Annotated in this window: 5 protein-coding genes; all 5 read left to right on the forward strand. The window is 63.8% G+C overall.

All coding sequences use genetic code 11. The features are described 5' to 3' along the window. The first annotated feature begins 103 nt into the window (after positions 1-103). Positions 104-3,031: a 2-oxoglutarate dehydrogenase E1 component gene (locus ABWP09_RS08305; protein ID WP_353204677.1), complete on the forward strand. Its 2,928-nt coding sequence runs from the start codon at positions 104-106 to the stop codon at positions 3,029-3,031. 133 nt (positions 3,032-3,164) lie between these two features. Further along, positions 3,165-4,385, forward strand: a complete 1,221-nt coding sequence (odhB, locus tag ABWP09_RS08310; RefSeq protein ID WP_353204678.1) for a 2-oxoglutarate dehydrogenase complex dihydrolipoyllysine-residue succinyltransferase — start codon at positions 3,165-3,167, stop codon at positions 4,383-4,385. An 8-nt stretch (positions 4,386-4,393) separates the two neighbouring features. Beyond that, complete coding sequence (locus ABWP09_RS08315) at positions 4,394-4,639, forward strand: DUF433 domain-containing protein (RefSeq protein ID WP_353204679.1); 246 nt, start codon at positions 4,394-4,396, stop codon at positions 4,637-4,639. Between the two features lie 3 nt (positions 4,640-4,642). Next, complete coding sequence (locus tag ABWP09_RS08320) at positions 4,643-5,011, forward strand: DUF5615 family PIN-like protein (RefSeq protein WP_353204680.1); 369 nt, start codon at positions 4,643-4,645, stop codon at positions 5,009-5,011. Beyond that, entirely contained in the window at positions 5,004-6,407 is a 1,404-nt protein-coding gene (lpdA, locus tag ABWP09_RS08325; RefSeq protein ID WP_353204681.1) for a dihydrolipoyl dehydrogenase, read from the forward strand. Before ABWP09_RS08320 ends, lpdA begins: the two co-directional genes overlap by 8 nt.

Consider the following 6,407-nt stretch of genomic DNA (forward strand, 5'->3'; position numbering starts at 1 on the left):
GCGACCGCACACCCCTCTCCCAGCTACGACTAGGGCCGCGTGAAGAACGCGACCCAAGTCTTCGCATCCCTCTCCCCTCGGGGAGGGGCGAGGGAGAAGTTGGATGGGCTTTGAGAATCAGGATTTCGCGGATGTGGCCGGCGGCGTAAGCCCGGCCTTCATCGAGACGCTGTACGCGCGCTTCAAAGCGTCGCCCGACAGCGTCGAATCGTCGTGGCGCTCCTGGTTCGAGGGGCTTGAGGGTTCCACCGAAGGCGCATCGTGGCAGCAGCCCAACTGGCCGCTATCGTCAACCGATGACCTGACCGCCGCACTCGACCCGACCCAGATGGAGCCAGCGCCCAAACCCGCCAAGGGCGGCGCGCCCAAGCCTGTGGCTGCGGCGCCGTCGCAGGATGCGATCATCCGCGCCGCGAGCGATTCGATCCGCGCGATGATGCTGATCCGCACCTATCGGGTCAGGGGCCATCTCGCCGCCAATCTCGATCCGCTCGGCCTGTCAAAGCATCCGCGGCCCGACGATCTGTCGACCGAATATCACGGCTTTTCCGATGCCGACCTCGACCGGCCAATCTATCTCGGCGGCACGATGGGGCTGCAATGGACGACGGTGCGCGAGCTGGTCGACACACTGCGCGCCAATTATTGCGGCAATGTCGGCCTCGAATATATGCACATCGCCGATGTCGAGGAACGCCGCTTTCTGCAGGAGCGGATGGAGGGCAAGGACAAGGCGATCGAGTTCACCCCGCTCGGCAAAAAGGCGATCCTCAACAAGGTGATCGAAGCCGAGCAGTGGGAGAAATTCTGCGGCAAGAAATATGTCGGGACCAAGCGCTTCGGGCTCGACGGCGGCGAAAGCATGATCCCCGCGCTCGAAAGCGTGATCAAATATGGCGGCGCGATGGGCGTCAACGACATCGTTTTCGGCATGGCGCATCGCGGGCGGCTGAACGTCCTCACCAATGTGATGGCCAAGCCCTTCCGCATCATCTTCCACGAATTTGGCGGCGGTTCGGACAATCCCGACGATGTCGCCGGTTCGGGGGACGTGAAATACCATCTCGGCACCTCGACCGATCGCGAATTCGACGGGATCAGCGTCCACATGTCGCTCGTCGCCAACCCCTCGCACCTTGAGGCGGAAGACCCCGTCGTGCTCGGCAAGGTCCGTGCGATTCAGACGATCGCGGGCGATCTCGAAGAACATAGCCGCTCGCTGCCGGTGTTGATCCATGGCGATGCCGCGTTTGCGGGGCAGGGGATCGTGTGGGAATGCTTGGGCTTTTCGGGCATCCGCGGTTATAATACCGGCGGCTGCGTCCATTTCGTGATCAATAACCAGATCGGTTTCACAACCAGCCCGCAATTCGCGCGCAGCTCGCCCTATCCGAGCGATGTTGCCAAGGGCGTCCAGGCACCAATCTTCCACGTCAATGGCGATGATCCCGAAGCGGTGACCTTCGCCACCAAGATGGCGATCGAATATCGCCAGAAATTCCACCGCGATGTCGTGATCGACATGTGGTGCTATCGCCGCTTTGGTCATAACGAAGGCGACGAGCCGAGCTTCACCCAGCCGCTGATGTACGACCGCATCCGCCAGCATCCGCCGGTCAGCGAAATCTACGGCAAGAAATTGACCGAGCAGGGCGTGGTCGACCGCGCCTGGATCGACGAGAATATCAAGCAATTCACCACCCTGCTTGAAGGCGAATTCGAAGCAGGCGCGGCGTACAAGCCCAACAAGGCCGATTGGTTTGCGGGCCGCTGGTCGGGGCTGCACGCGCCGGCCGATTCCGAGACCGAGCGGCGCGGGGTGATCACCGGGATCGAACCCAAATTGTTCGATTCGCTCGGGCGCACGCTGACGACGATCCCCGCGGGGCTGACCGTCCACAAAACGCTCAACCGCGTGCTCGATGCCAAGCGCGAGATGTTCAAATCGGGCAGCAATTTCGATTGGGCGACCGGCGAAGCGCTCGCTTTCGGGTCGCTTCTGTCGGAAGGCTATGGCGTGCGTCTGTCGGGCCAGGATTCGGGCCGCGGCACCTTCAGCCAGCGCCATGCGGTGTGGGTCGATCAGACCGACGAACACAAATATCTGCCGCTCGCGCAAATCGAGCATGGCACGGTCGAAGTGCTCGATTCACCTTTGAGCGAATATGGCGTGCTCGGTTTCGAATATGGCTATGCGCTCGCCGACCCGAAGACGCTGGTGCTGTGGGAGGCGCAGTTCGGCGACTTTATGAACGGCGCGCAGATCATGATCGATCAGTTCATCGCGTCGGGCGAGGCCAAGTGGCTGCGCGCCAACGGCCTCGTGATGCTGCTGCCGCACGGCTATGAAGGGCAGGGGCCCGAGCATAGCTCGGCGCGGCCCGAACGCTTCCTGCAACTGTGCGCGCAGGACAATATGCAGGTCGCCAATTGCACCACCCCCGCCAATTATTATCACCTGCTGCGGCGGCAGATGCATCGGCCGTTCCGCAAACCGCTGATCGTGTTCACGCCCAAATCGCTGCTGCGGCACAAATTGGCGGTGTCGAAAGCCGCCGATTTCCAGGGCGAGAGCCATTTCATGCGGATCCTGAGCGATCCGTCGGCGCCGGCCGATGCCGATGTCCGCCGTCTCGTCTTGTGCACCGGCAAGGTCGCCTATGATCTGATCGAAGCGCGTGACGCGGCAGGCGACACCAACACCGCGATCGTCCGGCTCGAACAGCTCTACCCCTTCCCGGGCGAGCCGCTGGTCGCGCGGCTCCAGCGGATGACCAACCTCGAAACGGTCGTGTGGGCGCAGGAAGAACCGAAGAACAATGGCGCGTGGAGCTTCGTCGATCCGTTCATCGAGGATGCGCTGGCGACGGTCGGGGGTAGCGTGTCGCGTGCGAAATATGCCGGGCGCGCTGCCTCGGCATCGCCTGCCACCGGATTGATGAAGCGCCACCAGATGGAGCAAGCGGCGCTCGTCGCCGAGGCGCTCGGGCACAATGTCCGCGAGGAAATCCGGCGGACACGCAAGGTTTGATCGTTCGCCCCGCTATCACCCCGGCGCAGGCCGTGGCCCAGTAGCGGGACGTAGGTAATTTCGCGCGGCGCTTGATCGGCAAGCGTTGCGCAACTGGACCCCGGCCTTCGCCGGGGTGGAAAAAGAGGCTGACATGGCAACCGAAGTAACAGTGCCGGTACTCGGCGAATCGATCACCGAAGCCACGCTCGGCGAATGGCTCAAACAGCCGGGGGACAAGGTCGCGGTCGATGAGCCGATCGCGAGCCTCGAAACCGACAAGGTGTCGATCGAAGTGCCCTCGCCGGTGGCCGGCGTGATGGGGCAACATGCGGTGCAGGTCGGCGATACCGTGCTGGTCGGCGCAATGATCGCGACGATCGACGCTGGCGACGCCGCCCCCGCCAGCGCCCCCGCGCCGCAGCCTGCCGTGCTCGAATCGCCCGTACCTGCGCCCGCCGCGCCCGTCAGCGATACCCCCGCCGCGCTCAGCCCGTCGGTGCGTCGCGCCGTGCTCGAACACGGCGTCGATCCCGCGACCGTCAAGGGCACCGGCAAGGATGGCCGCCTGACCAAGGACGATGTCCTCGCCGCCGCCGCAACGCCGGCCCCGGCTCCGGCTCCGGCTCCGAGCGAAGCCCTGCCCGTCGCCGCCTCGGTCGCTGCGGCCACTGGCCGCAAGGAAGAGCGCGTACGCATCACGCGGCTGCGTCAGACGATCGCCAAGCGCCTGAAGGAAGCGCAGAATACCGCGGCGCTGCTGACGACGTTCAACGACGTCGACATGACCGCCGTCATCGAAGCGCGCGCCAAATATAAGGATCTGTTCGAGAAGAAGCATGGCGTCCGGCTCGGCTTCATGGGCTTCTTCGTGAAGGCGGCCTGCCTTGCGCTGAAGGACATTCCGAGCGTCAACGCCGCGATCGAGGGCGATGAGATCGTCTATCACGATTATGCCGATATCTCGGTCGCAGTATCGTCGCCGGGCGGTCTCGTCGTGCCGGTGGTGCGCGATGCCGACCAGATGTCGGTGGCGCAAGTCGAGAAGGCGATCGGCGATTTCGGCAAGCGCGCCAAGGACGGCACGCTCAAGATGGAAGAGATGAAGGGCGGCACCTTCACCATCTCCAATGGCGGCGTGTTCGGCTCGCTGATGTCGACCCCGATCATCAACCCGCCCCAGTCGGCCGTGCTGGGCTTGCACCGTATCGAAGATCGCCCGGTGGTCCGCGATGGCCAGATCGTGATCCGCCCGATGATGTATCTCGCGCTCAGCTACGATCACCGCCTGATCGACGGGCGCGAAGCGGTGACGTTCCTCGTCGCGCTCAAAAATGCTATCGAGGACCCAACGCGGATTTTGATCGATTTGTGAGGACGGCGATGGTGGAGATCGACTGGCGCAAGCATATCCATTCGGACCCAGGCATTCTCGGGGGCAAGCCGGTGGTGCGCGGCACGCGTATTTCGGTCGAGCTGGTGCTGGAATATCTGTCGGAAGGCGCGAGCCATGCGGAGGTGATCGATGGCTATCCAAGCCTCACCGAAGCCGATATCCGCGCCGCGATCGCCTTTTCAAACCACTTGATGATGAAGGAAGCCGATTCGGCGCGGCGGGAAGCGGCGTAATCGGTGAAGCTGCTGGCCGATCAGAATGTGCATCGGCGAGTCGTTTTGCAGTTGCGCGAGGCCGGCTACGACGTCGAATTCATCCTCGAAACGATGCCGGGTCGGTTCGATCCGGAAATTCTTGCGCGACCGGACATCGGTTCGCTGATCTTCATCACGGGCGACAAGGGGTTCGGAAACTGGATCTTCAATCTGGGATTGCCCCCACCGCTGGCCATCCTGTTCAGTCGGCTGCCGCATAGCGAATGGGCGGTGACGGTCGATCGTGTGATTGCCGTGCTTGAACGCGGGACCATGGCGGGCCAGATGATCACTATCACACAGGACGGCGAGCGCACGAAGCCGCTGCCGATCGGAGCACCTAATGGCTGACCAGACCTACGATTACGACGTCCTCATCATCGGCTCCGGCCCCGGCGGCTATGTCGCGGCGATCCGCGCCGCGCAGCTCGGGCTGCGCACCGCCTGCGTCGAATCGCGCGAGACGCTCGGCGGCACCTGCCTCAACGTCGGCTGCATCCCGTCCAAGGCGATGCTCCACGCGTCCGAATATTTCGACGCCGCCGCCAACGGCACGATGGCCAAGCTCGGCATCAAGGTCACGCCCGAGCTCGATTTGCCGACGATGCACGGCCAGCGGCTCGATGCGGTCAAGCAACTCACCGGCGGCATCGCCTTCCTGTTCAAGAAGAACAAGGTGACGTGGCTGAAGGGTCGCGGCGCGTTCGTCGACGCGCACACCGTGCAGATCGGCGAGCAGACGGTCACCGCCAAGGACGTGGTCATCGCCACCGGCTCCTCGGTCACCCCGCTCCCCGGCGTCACGGTCGATAATGACAAGCAGATCGTGGTCGATTCGACCGGCGCGCTCGAACTCAACAAGGTCCCCGGCCACATGGTCGTGATCGGCGGCGGCGTGATCGGGCTCGAGCTTGGCAGCGTGTGGCGTCGGCTTGGTGCCAAGGTGACCTGCGTCGAATATCTCGACCAGATCCTGCCCGGCTTCGATGGCGAAATCCGCAAGGAATCGCAAAAGATGTTCAAGAAGCAGGGCATCGAATTCCGGATGTCGACCAAGGTCACCGGCGTCGCCGTGACCGGCGATAAGGCAACCGTCACCGTCGAACCCGCCGCGGGCGGTGCCGCCGAAACGATCGAGGCCGATTGCGTCCTCGTCTCGATCGGTCGCCGCCCCAATACCGATGGCCTCGCGCTCGACAAGGCCGGGCTCAGCGCCAATCCGCGCGGCCAGATCGAGACCGACCACCGCTTCCAGACCAAAGTCCCTGGCGTGTGGGCGATCGGCGACGTCATTCCCGGCCCGATGCTCGCGCACAAGGCCGAGGATGAAGGCATTGCCGTCGCCGAGAATATCGCGGGCCTGACCGGCATCGTGAATCACGACGTGATCCCGCTCGTCGTCTACACCTGGCCCGAAATCGCCGGCGTCGGCCTGACCGAGGAAGCGGCGGCGGCGAAAGGCGAGATCAAGGTCGGCAAATTCCCGATGGCGGGCAACAGCCGCGCCAAGACCAATCACGATCCCGACGGCTTTGTGAAGATCATTGCGGACGCCAAGTCCGATCGCGTGCTGGGCGTCTGGGCGATCGCGGTCCCGGCCGGCACGATGATCGCCGAGGCGGGGCTCGCGATGGAAATGGGCGCGACCAGCGAGGACATCGCGTACACCTGCCATGCGCATCCGACGCACTCGGAGGCGATCAAGGAGGCGGCGATGGCGGTGAGAGGGAAGGCGATACACGTCTGA

The sequence above is a fragment of the Sphingomonas sp. genome (assembly GCF_040398505.1).
GTDB lineage: Bacteria > Pseudomonadota > Alphaproteobacteria > Sphingomonadales > Sphingomonadaceae > Sphingomonas.